Genomic DNA, 16,791 nt, shown 5'->3' with positions numbered 1-16,791 from the left:
CCGCCTCAACTAACCCTTCGCTTGCCTCGCCAACGACGAAACAAGAATTTCCCTAAGTTGCGGTGAAATTTCGGGCTTGCAGTCGCGCGGCAGAGAAAGTAATCGACACCCAGTGCCCCTATAGCTCAGCTGGTAGAGCAACTGATTTGTAATCAGTAGGTCCGCGGTTCGAGTCCGTGTGGGGGCACCATAAAATCAATACCTTAAATGGTTTCTGCCCTTTATAATCGATTGTTAGGACGCGTATAGGACGCCATCGAATCTCGCTTGGCAGGATGCTTTGGCGCATCGTAGTAGGTATCATTACGTTTGGTTTAAAATGGCAAAAAGTGCTGGTCGGTGGCACATAGGCTGCCCTCAAGAATTTCTCAGATACAAGATCGCCTCTATTTAGGGATCCAAATTTCTGGGTGATGCGAAGGGTATGTGTCTGCCCGAATTGAAACTTCTGAAGATATGTACGCTCTGTCTGCCGACTTAAGGCCAGTCCAATGATTTTGGATTTCAACTAGCCGGCCTTTTTGTGAAAAATCAATGTAGTCCTCTTGCTCTTTCACACCATCGGAACTCGCGACTACGGAAACGTGCTTCGGTTCTACCTCTCCACCTTTTACTTGCGCCAATTCTTCGTGAGCCGTTTGGAGGCCTTGTAATGCTTCTTCTTGAGTAGGTTCCAAGACAGCACGAACGGCTTCATGACAGTTGTAAAGTTCTGATACAAAGCTGCGGACGAGGAACTTCAAATCCAAAAACCTGCAACCCAATTTCTCAACCTCCGACCTAGTTTTTTTCCTGAGCTTTTTTGAAGCAATCAGCTCTTTTGCATCTATCATTGGGTCGACAGTGAGGCGGCACCGGCTTGGAGGTTCTTCTATATCTTCATCTGGATCTGAAAAGTTTGCGGTGCCAAGACTTATGGTTCCCAAAGGCAGCCCTTGATGCAAAGCATGATTTCGAAGGGCGGTCATTACCCTGTACTCCAGGCGCTTATCAAAGGCAGATCGGAATATTTCTCTTACATCGACAGCTTTACCTGTCAGTTTTGAAAGTTGCGATGTTTGCGAATACAACTGATCTTCGTAAACACGAGCCGCCGTCAAAAAAGTTACAAGTTTCAAGTTTATTTCTTGCCTGGCAATATCGAAGAAATGATCTGAGTTTTGGCGCACTTCCTGACCGTAATTGAACCTAACACCAGTTTTCAATAAGTGCTCTTCAAACTCTACAAATGAGTTCCCCAGAAGCGCAAAGTTGTCTTCACAATCCCAAATAATTTTGATGACTTTATTACAGATGACTAATGTTTCAAATTGCCCCTGGTCAATTTCTTTCCTGGTTCCGCCAATAAAGTGTTCAATTAAGAAGTATTCAGACATGCTCCACAGACTTTCTTGTTTTTCAATTATTTGAGACCGTTAAACTTTTGGGACTATATAAAAATCCTTGGCGGAGTTCATCTTAAGCTGTCTCCAGCCAATTCGAGACTTGTTCCCACGGTTGAAGGGAAAAGTAGCGGATAGCTCGACCAGAAGTACTAGGTAGGACCCAAACTCTTATTGTATCAAAGCCGTGATGCATGAACTCACCGGGTCTCGGCCGATCTTTCAGGTTCAGACCGTTCTTGGCAGCTTGGAGCCCATTAAAGGCCAACCCTCTTGGTTGGTAGCGTTCAATCAAATTTATTAAATTGTGGTTTTCCAACTGTTCTTTGGGTAGACCGCTATCCGGTCCAGAGTAACCCTTAACCAAGTCAGTGAGGCCAATTCCATAACTTGGAAGTGTAAAATCTTCCATCGGGGTTAGTCTTCTTGGAGTAAGGCCAGCTTCATGCAAGGTCTTCCAAAAGCTGTTGCTTGAGGAGGAATAGTAGTTGTTACGTTTTCCCGACTCTTTTCCGGCAGCATTTCCGCAAATGATTAACTTCAAGTTTTTTTGGAGAATGTCTGGTAGCATTTGACTACCCCACAATTGGTTGGTCACAAAACGATACAGCGAAGTGTACTAACTCCGGGCGAAGGCGAAAGTACTAACTTAGCTAGTGTTCGATGTTTCGTGAAAAATGTGACCTCAACTGATCTAAGGCAGGCCTAAATTCATCTGTTACGGTGTAATTCCAGCTTCGTGGTATGACAGTCCTCAACACGCCATTGTCTCGCAAACGGTGAACAGTGTCTTTAAAAGGCGAGTTTCGATACAGGGAAATTCGGTCAAAGGAAACGAGGGCACCGATGATGGCCTCGGCAATATTGGGATCTGGTGTGTGCCGATTGATTTCTGACAGAAGTCGAATGGCCGGAAAGGTTGACGGAGGCGCTGGTGGAGCTTGTATGACCGCTAGTGCGGGGTTGAGTTTGGAGGCAGCGTACGATGCTAGCTCACCTATTTTCGAGCATAGGGTTTTCCTGGAGGTAGCGGTTTGTCCCCCAGCTTTTTCACCGATTATGTTTGCCTCCAGAACAACTTCAAATCGAACTCTTTTGTTGGTTTTGGCATAGACTCGTAGCGACGTTCCTTTGCCGATTTTTGCTTTGATGCTTGGGCTTTGATGCACAACTCCTAGGGATGCTTGATCTGGGTTGTGAATTCCAACCTCACCTTCGAAGAACTCACTTGCAAGGCTGCGCACTTTCGGCAACGCACCAATGACATAGGCGATGGGGCTTTCACAATCGAACTCCCAATAGAATTCAATTTCCTGCAATGAATAGTATTTTTCTCGAAGCGGATGCGTCGCTCCCTCAGGGGTCGCGTCTAAGAGGGCTCGATGCAAGACACCGTCAACAAGTCGTAAGTAGCGCGATACATGGGCTTCTAAGGGGCGCGATTTAGCATAGGCGTACTTATTCCAAGGGCCGACGATCAGGTTTGTGGCTTTCGTCAGTGGAGTTTCATCTTTGAACCAAGCGTCATCTGCCGAAATTGCCAGAACTAGAGGAGTTAGCAGGCGCGGTGGGCGATCTATTCGGGTTCGCAACTTGAAACGTTGTGCTTGAACAAATCGGGTCAGATTTAGCGATGTTTGAAACTGTATTCTAGAGGTTGCAGTACGCAATGCTTCAGGTCGCCGATACCTATCTCCATAAGCCACCTTCCCAGAGATAAGGGGCGAAACATCGGCTGTATTTTTGTCTAAAGGGGCCGAATTAAATCTAATGTTCAGTAGTTGTTTGAACGACAGGAACGGGTCGCCTGAAAATAACGGGATCAATTCCCCTTCCGGCGTCATTACATCGTGCTGGCGTAAATTCGTTAGAGTTTCGCAGACTTGGTTTTCTGTTCCATACAATCCCCAATCACCGATAGAAAGCTGGATTCGATCTATAAACGCTCGTTCTGCGGTTATTTGTCGATCTTGGGTAATATCATGTAAAAATTCTGATCTATGCGTCATCTTCTAACATGGGGGTGCCTTAGTATGCCCGCTGGAAAGGGCAACGTAGCGATTCCACGTCCTTTGTACCGTTGTAGGGTGCCAACCACCTTTTCTATATGCTGGAACCTTGTCGAAATTCAGCCGATCTGCGATTTTTCGTACAGACAGGCCCAGTTCCTTAAGCTCTGCGATTTTGGGTCCGACGGATCGAGCGAATAACTCAGCCCGATAAACGTTTCTTACTTTTAAGCGCTTCGCGTGCTCACCCAATTTGGTGCCACGCTTTTTCGCAGAGGTCAGAGCATCCTTTGTTCTGTTGCTAATCCGCCTCCCTTCCTCCTCCGCCATGGCGGCATACACGTGCAGCATGAAGCGATCTGCATTCGGCATGTCTGCGGCAATGAAAGTGACACCACTTTCTAACAAACCGGAGATGAAATGAACATTTCTAGCTAGTCGATCAAGTTTAGCTATCAGAAGCGTTGACCCAGTGCGGCTACACGCGTCCAATGCCAACGCGAGCTGCGACCTGCTTGTCCTTTTGCCACTCTCGACTTCGACAAATTCTTCAAGGATTGTTCTACCTGTACGATCCGCGAATAAATCGGCTGAAGCCCTTTGAGCCTCCAATCCTAATCCACTACTGCCTTGACGATTGGTAGATACACGATAGTAGGCGATAAGTTTGTCAGTCATGATAATACCCTACACAAGTAACGTCGGTTGCATGTGTACAGACCTGATCACCTGCGCCATCAATTGGTAGGTTTTGCCAAAGATTTTTTGTATTTTTTCGATTTTCCGAAAAAGCACGTTAAAATCGTACATATTTTCCCACGATTATTGAGTTTTTGGCTGCAATCGATTGTATGTTGACTTACGCCTGTCGGCTCATGGACGTTGGTTCAATATAGGGTGCGTTTTATATCAATGTGTTAGTTGTATCTGTTATATCAATCGAAGATACGCAATATGCACCCCTAAGCGCTCGGGACGCAGGTATTAGGAGTGCTCACCTACAGATTTATTACATTCTAGTATTTACTGTCCAATATTCCGAGACAATTTAAGCTAGGGTGGGGGGCTTAGCTCCGGTTTCGAAAGCTGGGGCCCACATTCTGCATTCGCCAGAGGTAGTAGGTCTGCTCAGTTATGCGCACTTCACGGATCGCATCCACGCGCTGCATTCCCTGACCGACAAGCACTTCAACCCCCCGGAAAATCTCCAGCCGGGTGGTCCAAACAATGGGAGCGGCTCAGTCCTCCGGTTTCCTAAACATACGGCGGACCACTTCAGTGGGGGAAGACTATCGCCAAGGCTATTTCCATTGCCCTTTACTCTCTTCTTCGGCATTCTCGCAGTATTAAATTCTGTTTTGTCACATCACGTGCCAGCGCAAGGAATGTCATGTTGTTTAAACGTTTATCGCCGCCTTTGGGCTTTATCATGTCATTTTTATTTCTTGTCGCTTGCTCTAGTGGGCAGGGAATTAGCGAGGCCGACAAAGAAGCTATACAAGTTTTGGAAGCTGTTCTTGCACCTCGTCCGAGTGCTGAGGAGATACGAATACGCGCAGACGCTGACAAAGCCAAACTGCACGAGTATTTCGAGCGTGTGGGGAATTGGGTCATCACCTGTGACATTCCGAAAAAAATCACAACAGGAGAAGTTGTTGGAGGCAATCAGTGCACACTTAAGCCCAGTAATTCGCTTACCTATATTTATAAGGAGCATCTTGCTGAGATTGAACTGCCGTATGAAAACACGCTGACGGTTCGCGCGAGCGAGGGTCGCATAGCTTTACTTGGGCCGAAAGACCCCGCGAACAGGAGTGATAGCTATGTTTGTGGTTACGGACCGAAGAACCATGGCGTCGACGGTACTAGTCTCAATGGTAAAAGCCACGAAGAACAAATTCGAATTTTGAGAAAAGGCCGAGAATATGGGAAGGACAGGCAGGAAGAATGGCCCAGTTGTCGAATATGGATTGGTCGAACGCCTCTTCAAGGTTTTGGACCAGCATACGACCGTTTTTTGCAAGTATCGAGTAGCCGTAACCTAGGTTGAATCAGTCGTATTGTTACTCCGAAAGTGCATGTTGCTTTTGGGTGAGCCGATCTTGAGTAACCATCCCAAAACTTTTGTGGGGCTGGAGTGATATTGGCCACGCTCTACTGATGTGATCGTAAACGGCATATGGCGCGTGTTGAAGTCACGCATCATTCGGTTAGGAACATCTGTTATATTGATTGGGGGCAAGCGCTTTTTACTCCTAAACGTTAGACGTTTCTTCGAGGAAACAGACTCTTCGGGTTGTTATGTGCACCTTAAATTTACTGTCCAAATTTCAGCTACAAATAGCGCTATAGGGGCCTCTGCCGCCACGCATTCGAAATATGGGGCCCACAAGTGACTGGATGATGCGGCCATAGCCACTGAATTACAGACCAGAGTCGTCGCGTTCGACTTCGGATTGCCGTTTTTCCCTGCTTTCTTTCGCGTTTTCGATTAGAAGTTTTCCTCTTCTTTTAAGGTCTGCATGTGCCAAATCATTTGCACTAAACGTCAACCTCATAAGCGATCCGTCGCAGTCTAGTGTAATCGCCTTGCCTGTATGAATGTTGCCATACGTGTAGGTCCACCAAGGTACCTGCGAGATGCCGCCGGATTTACTGAAAGACAATTCTCTCTTTTGGGTGTGTTCAAACTTTCCGTATTTTTGTTCAAGTAACTCAATCAAAACTTCTGCTGTGTCCCAGCAAACCGACCATCCTTTATAGCGAGTTTCGCCGAATATTTGATAAACGCCAATTTCGGATTTTAAGACGCTCGCGTAGTAGACTTCAAAGTTTTTATTCGGAACCGGTGGGGAAATTTTGACGGTGTATGAGTGTTTTTCATCGCTCAAAATTTCCTCAATTATTTCTTCTGGCAGTGATTCTCCAAAAGTTACTCCAAAGCCGCCAGATATATTCGGATTTGGAGCAAAGAGGGATTTGAAGTGTGAGAAAATTAGAAACACGAGTATGGAGCACGATATAATTAATACGGCTTTTATTGTTCTCGGCATAAATATTTCTCCGCTGGTTATCTTGGCTGTCTTTGCCGCCAGTTTTTGGCTTGTCTGGCAAAAAATATTCGGAAGTTTCTAAAGTCTTTGTCTGAGGGGAAGTAGTTATTGCGTAGATGCTGAAGGTTTCCCGTTTCCGAAAACTAAATTTGGTCTACCAATGTCAGCTTCGCTTGTTTGGAAGATGACGCCCTTTCTTTCTTCTTTTTTTGTCAAAATCCAATATGTCAGAAAGGTGGTAATACACACTTCTTCCCTTTTTGAAGTATTTTGGTGGTTCACCTAAGCTACGCCTGTTGCGTAGCGTCTGCACGCTAAGGTTCAGGATATTCGCGGCGGCAACTTCATTTAGTTCATCATTTAATGTGTGAACAGCCTGACGCTGCCTTCGCCTTTTTTGTTGCTCTTCTGCGGTTTCGGCAACTAATTTGTAACGATGCACTCCAGTTTTAGGGTCACGCACTCTAATCCTTCTAAATTTCATCATTCTTACCCCTGTCCAAGAAGGTGCTTCGAACGCGACTACCCGTTTCATTGATGGCGGATTGGGTCGTCGATGATCTGGAGTGAATGTATCGCATTGTAGACCTAATGCTTTTGTGCCCACCGACGGACTGCGCTGTCGCTAGATCATTTGATGCGGCGATGTCAGAGAGCACATTGTGTCGAATATCATGTAACCTCAACTCTGGTAACCCCGCACGTCTCCGGACCATTTCCCAAGTTCGCTTTATGTCTTTAAGAGGCTGTCCGACTATGCCGCCAGGAAACAAATACTCGCTTGTGGCGCGCTTATGGAGTTCATCAAGCCAGCTATGGAGGTCGTCGGACATGTGTTGCTTGCGATCACCTGATTTGGCCCCAATGAACGCTATAGTTTTTCGTTCAAAGTCTAATTCATCCCATCTCATGCGCAGTGCTTCACTGCGTCTGCATCCCGTAAAGAACATGAAGATAATTGCGTTTAGCGAGGCGTCCGAGCCGGGATGCTTGGTGCGAACGTAGTCTAAAGCTTGCGCTAATCTTTCGGTCTCTTCTATTGTGAGTAACCGCTCTACGGCTCGTTCCGTATAGGGTTTAACGCCTTTTGCTGGATTGTAGTCATCGCAGAGACCAATGTTTTCAGCCCAATTGAAGAGCCTTCGGATCAAGGCAATTAGCCGGTTAGCTGTATATGGGGTATTGGCATGATCCCGATGGAAATGGAGTAGGTCATTTCGGGTAATTGATGAGATTGGCCGCTTGCCCAGAGAGTTGACCAAGTTTGCCCGATGCAATTGTCTGTACCCTTTGATCGTCGAAGATCGGAGGTGAAATTGGCCATATTCTTCTAAGAACCGTTCGAACAATTCGTTCAAAGTTAGGCCATGACGTTTTTTTGCGCGCTCGTCGGCTGGGTCGTGGCCCGCAGCAATGTTGTTTAGATGACGTGCTGCCATGTTGCGCGCGAGCGTTACGCTCATGTCTGGAAAATCACCCAGCTTGAACTTTTTTTCCCGTCCAAAAGAATTCCGGTACCTGATTAAGAAACTGCGATTTCCTGCTGGGGTAATTTTTACTTTTAGGCGGGGGACTTCAGTGTCCGCGATCAGATAGTCGTACGGAAAGGAAGGCAGACCCTCTATAAAAGACTTGGTCAGCTTAGCCTTCGATGGTGGTTTTCTTGGTGGTGTCCTTTTTTTGATCGGCATACCAACTCAAAATCCTAGGACGCGTATAGGACGCGTCAAACTGGTAAATCAAGGTAAATCAGTAGTTCAAGATCGGTAAATCAAACGGGATTTTGGTATATAAGTCAACGTACTTTCGATGTTTAGGTAAATGTAGGTAATTTAATGGCATTAGATTTGTAATCAGTAGGTCCGCGGTTCGAGTCCGTGTGGGGGCACCACTTTAACATCCAGTTGCGTTCGATTTTGACTGATAGTAGCTTGTAGTTGCAGGATTTCTACTTTCGGATTGTCCGATGTTGTCCTGCCACGTGCGCTGTAATCTGCCCCCAAATGGGGTACCAAATTGGGGTACGTGCCACACGGTGACTGGAAGGTACCCCCAATGCCTGTTTTGAGCGACGCACGGATTCGGGCTCTGAAACCTAGGGAGAAGCCCTACAAGCAGGCCGATTTTGACGGGCTTTATTTGCTGGTGAAGCCGAACGGTTCGAAACTCTGGCGCTTCAAGTATCGTTGGTTCCAAAAGGAAAAGCTGCTGGCGCTGGGCAAGTATCCAGAAGTGACACTGGCCGATGCGCGACGGAAACGGGACGACGCCCGCAGCCTGATCGCAAATGGCGAAGATCCTTCCAGCGTGCGCAAAGACAAAAAAGCCAGAGAAGAGGCAGAGAACAACGCTACCTTCTCCAAGTTGGCGGCAGAACTGCTGGAAAAGAAGCGCAGCGAAGGCCGTGCCGAAGCAACGCTGACAAAGACCGCCTGGTTTCACCGGCTACTTTCCGCAGACATCGGGAAAATGCCGATCACGCAAATAACAGCACGGGATATTCTGGTTCCGCTGCAGAAGATGGAAAAAAAGGGCAATCACGAAACCGCCGTACGGATGCGGTCTGCTGCCGGGGCCGTTTTTCGCTATGCCATCGCCCTGGGACTCGCGGATAACGATCCGACCTATGGTTTGAAGGATGCCCTGATCAGGCCCCAAGTACAGCACCGCGCGGCAATCACTGATCCGGCGCAGGTCGGTGCATTGCTCCGGGCTATCGACGGGTTTGCTGGTCAAAGAACTACGCGCCTCGCGTTGCAACTGCTCGCATTGACTGCCCTGCGCCCCGGAGAGTTGCGAATGGCGGAGTGGGATGAGATCGACGAGGCCAGAATGGCGTGGACCGTTCCGGCACATCGCGCCAAGATGCGGCGGCCTCACACAATACCGCTTTCCCGCCAAACCTTCGATCACTTGAAGGAACTGCGCGACCTGACGGGTTGGGGCAAGTTGCTCTTTCCATCGGTACGTTCATCCAAGCGCTGCATGAGCGACAATACTTTGAATGCCGCGCTGCGCCGCATGGGATACGAGAAGGACGAGATGACGGCGCATGGCTTTCGGGCAATGTTTTCCACACTTGCCAATGAGTCCGGCCGCTGGCATCCGGACGCCATTGAGCGAGCCCTCGCCCATGTGGAAAAGAACGAAATCCGCCGGGCATATGCACGCGGAACACACTGGGATGAGCGAGTTGATTTGACACAGTGGTGGGCAGATCAACTTGATAAGATGAAGAAGGAAAAACTGGGACATGATTGAATGTGAACAAGCCCCGGTAAAACCTACCGAACAATTGATCCAAGCTTGGGTCTATCAGAGCAGTTGGTCCCTCAAAGACGCGGTCCTACTTGCGTTGGGCATTTCGCCGGATGATGCCGGAGCCGCAAAGGAGCTGGATGACCACAGTGCGCTACTAACTAGAACGAAGCGGTCGGGTGAACGATTTGGCGCGCCTGTTTTTTGGCTTTGGTGGGCAGAGCGCAACAACCTACCGTTCCATGCAGATTGGTGGCTAGCCATCACACCGGAACGCCCGATCGTATTTGACGGTCAGCATTTTGCGCATCGAAGGAAGGAAATTCTTTCCCCTGAATACGCTGGGCAGGAACGGATTCTGATCGGGGAATGGATCCGAAAACCTTATTGGACAGCCCGCGAGGCAATCGATTTGTCGCTGAACTTTAAGCCATTCCGCACAGAAAGCTGGCGCGGTCACGCCCCGGAAACCGGAGAGACGATACGTGAGCGTGACGACAGGTTCCTGATATTGGAAAGGGCGTTAGAGATCGGGGAAATCAGTGAGAAGGCGCCTGCAAAGGACTATCTGCTTTGGCTGGCGAAAAGGGGGTATTATGTGTCCTTAGCGTGGCGGCGTGCCGTGGGGATGCCGCCTCACGATGGCCAGCATCCGGATACCGTTGCCGAGAATGCGGAAATCATCGCGGAGAACGAAAAACTTCGAGATATGCTGCGAGCGAAAGATGAGCGCCTGTCTGCTTTGGACGCAAAGCTTGAGGCCTCTTCCTCCCCCGAAAACAGCCGGGCGCAAAAGTCTGCAAGCACTACACGGATCGCAACGCTTCAAAAAGCCCTCATTGCATGCGCAGTGGACGGTCACAGTTACGCGCCGCAGCGCTCACTACGCTGAGACTGAAAGGACGCACTTAAAGCCCGGAACATGCCGAAAGCGCAAGGTGTTTGGCAGAGGTGGGGATTTTTAGGTTAGCGATTAAGCCGCTGTTTCGTCCTCATTTATTCTAAAAAAAATTGAGTACAGAGTCGGCACCACTATCAGCGTAAGAACGGTTGCAAAACTCAAACCGCAGATGATCACCACTGCGAGTGACTCGAAAAACGGATCCCACAGCAAAGGCATTACTCCAAGTACAGTAGTAAGTACTCCCAGTGACACTGGGCGGACGCGTAGAACGGCTGAGTCAACAACAGCCAGCAATCGAGGTTTTCCACCGGCAATCTGAGTATCGGTTTCGTCAATAAGGACGATAGCGTTTTTGATTAACATCCCTGTTAGAGACAAAATACCCAGTATTGCCATAAATTCGAGTGGCGTTCTGGTTGCCGCGAGCCCCCAGACGACTCCAATGAGAGCCAGAGGTACTGTCAACCATATGATCAGTGGTTGTCGGACTGCGTTAAATAAGAAGAAAACTACGACAATCATCGCTCCGAACCCAAGCGGCATAGTCGAAGCTAAACCGTCGTTCGCACTTTGCGAGTCCCCGTACTCACCTCTCCATTCAAGAGAATACCCACTTGGCAATTTTATTGCCTCTACAAGTGGTCGGACTTGAGCGAAAAGGTCGCCTGAGAGTACTTCTGGTGCGTTATCGGCTTGTGCGGTGATTGCAAGCTTTCGGTCGATGCGCCTAAGGTTCCCAGCTTCGAAAACAAGGTCAAATCGGTCTACAACTTGGGATATTGGAATATACCCTCCGGCTACATCGCTATAAACTTGGATGTTTTTTAGGTCACTGATATTGCTTCGGGCTGCTTCGAACGGGCGCATAACTATGTCCAATAAGTTGTCGCCTTCGCGATAAATCCCTATCGGCGCCCCTACTTGATGCCAGTAAACTGCCCTGGAAATTTCCGCTTGGGTGAGACCGAGCCTGCGGGCGTTTTCCGTGTCAATAACTGGTCGAATTACCGGCTTTTGTTCGCGCCAGTCGTCTTTTATCGCGATGGCTCCATTTTCAGCGAATATCAGTTTTGCCTGTTCGGCGAGTTCCCGAAGCACAACGGGATCGGGTCCAGAAAATTCAGCTTCGACTTTCGATCCACCACCGGGGCCCAGTACAAACTTCCAAACTTTTGCATATGAGTCAGCGTAGTTTTGGTCAATCCATGACTGAATTTCAGGCTGTAACGCATCGATCTGCCGGTAATCCTCTACGTCCACCAAAATTTGACCATAGGCGGGGTTCTGGTCTTCACTGTCGTATACCAACATGAAGCGTAAATGCCCGCTGCCCACGGACAGATTAGTAGAGTTGACACCTGGCAGAGTTAAGAGATGCGCTTCAATCTCTCGCATGTCCTGACTGGTTTGTTCAATGTCGGTTCCCTCTGGCAAAAAGTAATCCACAACAAATTGCGCCCTAGTGCTGTTGGGAAAGAAGCCCGGCGGTACCAGCGCAAACCCTGCGATCGCAGAGAGAAAGAGCGCAACAACAAGCCCCACAGTCAGGTACCGGAACCGGATCGCATACGCGAGGAGAGCACGATAGGCACGGAGAATTGCATTCTCTGCAGGCGGTTTTTCCGAGGTTGGTTTCAGCAGCAGAGTGCAAAAATAGGGCGTGAGCCAAATCGCTACCAACCACGAAAAAAGCAACGAGATAGAAATGGTCCAGAAGAGGCTTCCGGCGTATTCTCCAGTGTTGTCCGGTGAAAAGCCAATTGGGGAAAACGCCAAAAGTCCTACAACTGTTCCTCCGAGCAGCGGCCATTTGGTTTGATTTACGACAGAGATAGCAGCGTCGCTGGTGGCTTCGCCGCGTTGAACTCGGACCAACGTACCTTCGACAACGACAATAGCGTTATCAACCAGCATGCCGAGCGCAATGATCAGCGCGCCTAGTGAAATCCTTTGCATGTCGAGCCCCAGGAGCTGCATGCCGGCAAGCGTGCCTGCGACTGTGACCAACAGAATACCTCCCATGAGTATTCCGGATCTTAACCCCATAAAAATTAGCAATATGCCTACAACGATGATGAGCGCCAGAACCACGTTCATGACAAAGTCGTTGATCGATTCTTTTACCGAAGCAGACTGATCAGAGATTGGCAAAATCTGGATTCCGATTGGCCTTAGGTTCTCCAGCTCGTTTATCCGTTGCTTTACGGCTTCGCCCATGTTCACAACGTTCCCGCCCAGGCTATTCGATATTCCAATTCCAATTGCAGGCTGACCGTCCCGAAAAAGTAGGGGGCTTGCGGGTTCAACGTAACCGCGCGACACGGTTGCGATATCTGAAAGTCGAAATGATGCACCACTACTCGGCACAGAAACGACTAGGTCTTTGATAGCGTCAATTGAGGCTACTGCCGCCGACGGACGTATCTCTATTCGTCGCGAGTTGGACTTTATGGAACCCGCGGGCGCTACGAGGTTTTGTCCCTCCAGAACTTGCCCAATTTGCTGCGGTGATATTCCAAGTTCTATTAACCTTGCTGGTGCATACTCTACAAAGATTGCTTCATTCTGTTCACCACTTAAGACCACCTTGGAAACACCGCTGACGGCAACCAACTCCCTCTGGAGCTCCTTCGCGTACTCGTGGAGCTCGGCTATTGAATAGCCATCGCCAACAATCGCAAAATATAAGGCATACACATCGCCGAAATCATCGTAGACCTGAGATTGGAGCGCGTTCGGCGGCAGGCTTGTTTGAGCGTCAAGAATCTTTGCGCGCAATTGGGCAAATCTTGCATGGAGTGACGGAAAATCAGGTGTCGTGGGGATTGTAAACTCGACCGTCACAGTGCTGAGTCCGGGTGATGAAACTGACTTCACCTCTTTTACCCCGGAGAGCTCTTGTAGAGCATTCTCAATAACCTCAGTGACTTCTTCGGCGACTTCTTCTGCAGTGGCACCCGGATAAGGTGTTATGACCTGAGCTTGCCTTATTATGAACTCAGGATCTTCGAAACGAGGAAGAGTTAAGTATGCAAAATAGCCAGCCACCAAAATGAGAATAGTCACCAACGCGGAAATTAGACGCTTCTCAATTGCAAACCTTGCGAGATCCATTTGCTACTCACCAACTTTTGAAATCGGGCGAACTACCATGTCTTCCTGCAGTTCGCTCAAGCCTGCAGTTACAATCATTTGCCCTTCTTCAAGGCCAGTTTTTACGAACACGAAGTCTTCAGATATTTCTCCCAATTCAACGGGTCGACGCTTGACAGTGCTGTTGGATCCATCCAATAGCCAGACATAAGGGGAACCGTCGGGGCTTGCCGCTAAAGCTGAAAGTGGAACCACAACATGTGTGTCGCTTTGCCCGTCCGCCCTAATAATCACGCGCGCTACCATCCCAGGCAGTACAATCAAGTCTTCAGGCGGGGTTACTGATAGACGACCTCGATAGGTTTGTGTTGCTGCGTCTGCTTGCGTAGTAAACTCGACAAGGTCTGCGTTCATTTCTACGCCCGGCAACGAGTCGAACGTAACCATGCTAACAACATTGTCGAAGCCAATTGACGACATTGCGATTATGTCAGCGCCGGGCAAGTCATAGCTTACATCTACAGTCGATAGATCTTGGATTAAGGCGATGGTTTCACCGGCTTGAACATTACGAAAATTGTCCACGTTGCGCTTGGCAATCGTTCCGTCGAACGGCGCTCGAAGCGTAGCATCGGAAAGATCGTTTTTTGCCGATTGAATTTGTGTTTTAAGGCCACGGATCGCCGCTTCTGCAGCAATTATTTCTTCTGGCCGTCCACCGATACGACCAATTGTAAGCTGCTCTTCTCGTGACACCAGTTCAGCTTCTGCCAGACGAAAGGCAGCTTCACGTTGTTGGTACTGCGCAGTAGGAATTACCCCCCTCTCCAAAAGCTGAGCTGAGCGGATGTAGTCTTCCCGAGCTTGGTCTCTTTGGGCTTGAGCTGCCTCGACCGAGGCTTCTAGAGCTGTAATTTCTTCAGGGCGTGCACCTGACCTCAGCACAATTAAATTCGCCTCGGCCTCTTCGAGTTGGCTGTTAAGCCTTTCTACCTCGACTTCAAAGTCTCGGGTGTCTAGTTGGGCAACAACGTCTTCCTGCATGACACTGCTAGAGGCCCTAATTGGCAGCTCTGTAATTCGTCCACTGACTCTAAAAGAGAGTTCAACTTCCTTCGACGGATAGACAATTGCAGGATAAATCCTTTCAAAATCAGATGAGGCTTTAAGAACAGTGAAGACTTTTGCTGGTCTTATCGTTGTGGGAGCGTCTTGTGCTGCTGCCACGACGGGTAAAGCACCAAGTAAAACAACCGCCAATGCCCCTCGGAAAATCAAATGCATAGTTTTTCACCTGCTTTTAAGATGCTCGCTCGTTGAGCGCACCCAAGGGGCCCACCAAGCTTCGCGAGAAAAGAGATCGCTTGAACCAACTCTGCCCGCACCTGCAGATTTTCACAAATTGGGCCGAGCCAAAATGGCTCGGCGAGAGCTTCAGGGAAGTGGACAGATTTTATTGTTGTATTATAAAGCGTAAGCGAAATATCCGACCAAAAAACTAAATTCGCGAAAGCCTGAAGGTCCACCGTAGTGCCCAGCGATTTTCGATTTCAGTAGAACTCGGTGTTAAGATCTTTAACGAGTAGCGTTGTTTGCTGGAAGATACCGCGCGTCTACCTGAGTAGAAGCGAGAAGTAGGAAAAACTTACCGAGCCTCGGTGCAACTTGGAGCTAGGGTGCATTGGCAATCAGAAACCAAGTTCTCAATCTTCAATCACTCTTCGTTGCAATGGCTGCTGTTCAGCTGGCCACTGCTGGATCTGGTACTTTGGTTCCACTCGCGTTTTCTGAAATTGGGGCGTCTCAAGAAGCCGCTTCGTTTGCGGCGTCCGCATACTCTGCAGGGTTTTTAGTCGGGTGTTTTGTTGTCGCCAGATCGATTGCTGATATTGGCCACATCCGTGCATTTGCTTCTGGCGCAGCTATCACGATAGCGGTGGCCATACTTTTTTCTGTTTCCACCAACACACCATTTCTTGTCTTTTTGCGGTTCCTCTCCGGTTTGGCCACCGCAGGGCTTTTTTCGATCGGTGACACGTGGATCAATGAAACTGCGGAGGAAAAGACCCGGGGAAGAGTTCTCGCAGTCTATGCGATAATAGTCGGCGTAGTCGCCGTGTTCAGTCAGTTTTTAGTTTTTGTAGTGCCCGGGGATATTCGAGAGGTATTCGTCTACGTCGCTTTGTTTTACTGCATTTCGATTGTGGTCATCTCGACTACTCGCTCATCTCCTCCCAATAATGAAACCACGGTACCCATTCGAATACGCGGTTTATTTAAGGACGCCCCAGCCGCAGTCTTGGGCGTATTCGCCATGGGTATGGTGTCTACAACTTTGTTGAGCGTTGTCCCCTATAATGCTGCTCAGCTAGGGGTCGAAATAATCGATGTGGCCCTTATGGTAGCCCTCATTTATCTCGGGCGTGTCCTTTTTCAGTTTCCGCTTGGATGGCTATCCGACAAGATGGACCGTCGGAAAGTAATCTTGATAGCTACGGTAACCGCAACAGTAGTTCTTCTTCTTATGGCGGTTCTGGTCGACGTGGACTACGACCACAGCGTCAATTCATTCGACTACAACTCAATCGGCTTCGTAATCCTTTGCATTATTCTGATGCTACTAGGTGGAAGTTTGCTCACTCAATATTCTTTGCTTGTGGCGCACGCGTTGGACAGAACGGTTCCTGTCTACGTCTCTTCGGCAGCGGTAACTATGCTATTGGTTTGGACTCTCGGATCGATAAGCGGCCCCTTGATAGCCAACTTAGTTACCACTTTTTTTGGTGACATCGCGCTTTATTGGGTAAATTTTGCGGTCATGTTTTGCTTTGCACTGTATTTGGGGCAAAGGATTTGGTCAGTTGAACCCGTGTCACGAGCCGAGCAGACTTTTCACACTGAAGTCTTGCCAACCAGTACGGAAATGGCTCCTACCGAGAAACGTTAGCGCAATAATAAATTTGTGCTTGTTTGGCATGCTATACTTGAACGCAACCAAAAAGACTGCGACGCTCAATGCGCTCCCAGAGCTGGAACGACGATCAAGAGTTATGGTCCAGAAAAAAGTTGCTGGCCCGTGTGTTAGTTTAACC

The 16,791-nt window shown here is 48.7% G+C and carries 13 protein-coding genes and 1 tRNA gene; 5 read left to right on the top strand and 9 right to left on the bottom strand.

Features of this window, described 5'->3' with window-relative positions:
• The first annotated feature begins 114 nt into the window (after positions 1–114).
• Positions 115–190 (top strand) — tRNA-Thr (locus tag ACR0L1_RS06660).
• 196 nt (positions 191–386) lie between these two features.
• On the opposite strand, the gene ACR0L1_RS06655 is transcribed toward ACR0L1_RS06660, so the two are convergent.
• The 4 genes from ACR0L1_RS06655 to ACR0L1_RS06640 all read right to left on the bottom strand — a co-directional run bounded on the left by ACR0L1_RS06655 (position 387) and on the right by ACR0L1_RS06640 (position 4,069).
• A complete protein-coding gene (locus ACR0L1_RS06655) occupies positions 387–1,376 on the bottom strand; it encodes a hypothetical protein (RefSeq protein WP_480857785.1) in 990 nt (329 codons plus the stop codon).
• A gap of 82 nt (positions 1,377–1,458) precedes the next feature.
• Complete coding sequence (locus tag ACR0L1_RS06650; RefSeq protein WP_480857783.1) at positions 1,459–1,953, bottom strand: mismatch-specific DNA-glycosylase; 495 nt, start codon at positions 1,951–1,953, stop codon at positions 1,459–1,461.
• An 82-nt stretch (positions 1,954–2,035) separates the two neighbouring features.
• Entirely contained in the window at positions 2,036–3,391 is a 1,356-nt protein-coding gene (locus ACR0L1_RS06645) for a hypothetical protein (RefSeq protein WP_480857781.1), read from the bottom strand.
• A 3-nt stretch (positions 3,392–3,394) separates the two neighbouring features.
• The gene (locus ACR0L1_RS06640) at positions 3,395–4,069 is read right to left on the bottom strand and encodes a recombinase family protein (protein ID WP_480857779.1); all 675 of its coding nucleotides are present in this window, start codon (positions 4,067–4,069) and stop codon (positions 3,395–3,397) included.
• A 715-nt stretch (positions 4,070–4,784) separates the two neighbouring features.
• On the opposite strand from ACR0L1_RS06640, the gene ACR0L1_RS06635 reads away from it, so the two are divergent.
• Positions 4,785–5,441 (top strand): hypothetical protein, encoded by a 657-nt coding sequence (locus ACR0L1_RS06635; protein WP_480857777.1) that lies wholly within the window; start codon positions 4,785–4,787, stop codon positions 5,439–5,441.
• Between the two features lie 373 nt (positions 5,442–5,814).
• On the opposite strand, the gene ACR0L1_RS06630 is transcribed toward ACR0L1_RS06635, so the two are convergent.
• The 3 genes from ACR0L1_RS06630 to ACR0L1_RS06620 all read right to left on the bottom strand — a co-directional run bounded on the left by ACR0L1_RS06630 (position 5,815) and on the right by ACR0L1_RS06620 (position 8,135).
• Positions 5,815–6,444: a hypothetical protein gene (locus ACR0L1_RS06630; RefSeq protein WP_480857775.1), complete on the bottom strand. Its 630-nt coding sequence runs from the start codon at positions 6,442–6,444 to the stop codon at positions 5,815–5,817.
• Between the two features lie 163 nt (positions 6,445–6,607).
• On the bottom strand, positions 6,608–6,907 hold the full coding sequence (locus tag ACR0L1_RS06625) for a helix-turn-helix transcriptional regulator (protein WP_480857774.1): 300 nt from the start codon (positions 6,905–6,907) through the stop codon (positions 6,608–6,610).
• 10 nt (positions 6,908–6,917) lie between these two features.
• Complete coding sequence (locus ACR0L1_RS06620; RefSeq protein WP_170803778.1) at positions 6,918–8,135, bottom strand: site-specific integrase; 1,218 nt, start codon at positions 8,133–8,135, stop codon at positions 6,918–6,920.
• A gap of 364 nt (positions 8,136–8,499) precedes the next feature.
• Between ACR0L1_RS06620 and ACR0L1_RS06615 the strand changes: the two genes are divergently transcribed.
• Both ACR0L1_RS06615 and ACR0L1_RS06610 read left to right on the top strand, forming a co-directional pair.
• Positions 8,500–9,705: a tyrosine-type recombinase/integrase gene (locus ACR0L1_RS06615; protein ID WP_108861800.1), complete on the top strand. Its 1,206-nt coding sequence runs from the start codon at positions 8,500–8,502 to the stop codon at positions 9,703–9,705.
• Positions 9,698–10,594: a hypothetical protein gene (locus tag ACR0L1_RS06610; RefSeq protein ID WP_480857771.1), complete on the top strand. Its 897-nt coding sequence runs from the start codon at positions 9,698–9,700 to the stop codon at positions 10,592–10,594. Before ACR0L1_RS06615 ends, ACR0L1_RS06610 begins: the two co-directional genes overlap by 8 nt.
• A gap of 81 nt (positions 10,595–10,675) precedes the next feature.
• On the opposite strand, the gene ACR0L1_RS06605 is transcribed toward ACR0L1_RS06610, so the two are convergent.
• Both ACR0L1_RS06605 and ACR0L1_RS06600 read right to left on the bottom strand, forming a co-directional pair.
• Positions 10,676–13,720, bottom strand: a complete 3,045-nt coding sequence (locus tag ACR0L1_RS06605) for an efflux RND transporter permease subunit (protein ID WP_480857769.1) — start codon at positions 13,718–13,720, stop codon at positions 10,676–10,678.
• Between the two features lie 3 nt (positions 13,721–13,723).
• Positions 13,724–14,983 carry an efflux RND transporter periplasmic adaptor subunit gene (locus ACR0L1_RS06600; protein ID WP_480857767.1) on the bottom strand — a complete coding sequence of 420 codons (1,260 nt, stop codon included), beginning with the start codon at positions 14,981–14,983 and terminating at the stop codon, positions 13,724–13,726.
• 397 nt (positions 14,984–15,380) lie between these two features.
• On the opposite strand from ACR0L1_RS06600, the gene ACR0L1_RS06595 reads away from it, so the two are divergent.
• Positions 15,381–16,646: an MFS transporter gene (locus ACR0L1_RS06595; RefSeq protein ID WP_170782792.1), complete on the top strand. Its 1,266-nt coding sequence runs from the start codon at positions 15,381–15,383 to the stop codon at positions 16,644–16,646.
• Positions 16,647–16,791 lie beyond the last annotated feature (145 nt).

The sequence above is a fragment of the Ruegeria sp. J8 genome (assembly GCF_056531925.1).
Note: the sequence above shows the minus strand (reverse complement) of the source record. Positions and strands in the feature narration are given on the sequence as shown.